The sequence below is a fragment of the Methylobacterium sp. J-090 genome (assembly GCF_022829345.1).
Lineage (GTDB): Bacteria > Pseudomonadota > Alphaproteobacteria > Rhizobiales > Beijerinckiaceae > Methylobacterium.
The window spans coordinates 1-384 of sequence record NZ_JAKSXV010000025.1 but is presented as its reverse complement, the minus strand read 5'-3'; the positions used below and the strand labels follow the sequence as shown (position 1 = coordinate 384).

Below are 384 nucleotides of genomic sequence, written 5' to 3'. Positions count from 1 at the left end.
TCCCTTGAGAGCCGTGGAAGACCACCACGTTGATAGGCTGGGTGTGCAAGCGCGGTGACGCGTTGAGCTTACCAGTACTAATCGCTCGATTGAACTTGATCGCTCCCATGATCCATGTCCGTGACTTGGTTCGGCAGCCGCTGCAAAGCGGCTTCGATCAGCGGACGGTCAGAGAGACAAAAGACCAGAACGGTCGACGCCTAACGGCTGTCGACCAGCTTGCCGAACGATGTCCTGCGCCGGTCTGGTGGTTTGAGCGGTGTGCCCAGAACCCGATCCCATCTCGAACTCGGCCGTTAAACGCACCAGCGCCCATGGTACTGTGTCTCAAGACACGGGAGAGTCGGTCGCCGCCAGACCTGCACAGCACATCAATCACAAACA

At 58.3% G+C, this 384-nt stretch carries 2 rRNA genes; both read left to right on the top strand.

The features are described from left to right. Positions 1 to 103 (top strand): 23S ribosomal RNA (locus MKK49_RS03095); the annotation flags it as partial. 140 nt (positions 104 to 243) lie between these two features. Next, positions 244 to 359, top strand: a 5S ribosomal RNA gene (rrf, locus tag MKK49_RS03090). Positions 360 to 384 lie beyond the last annotated feature (25 nt).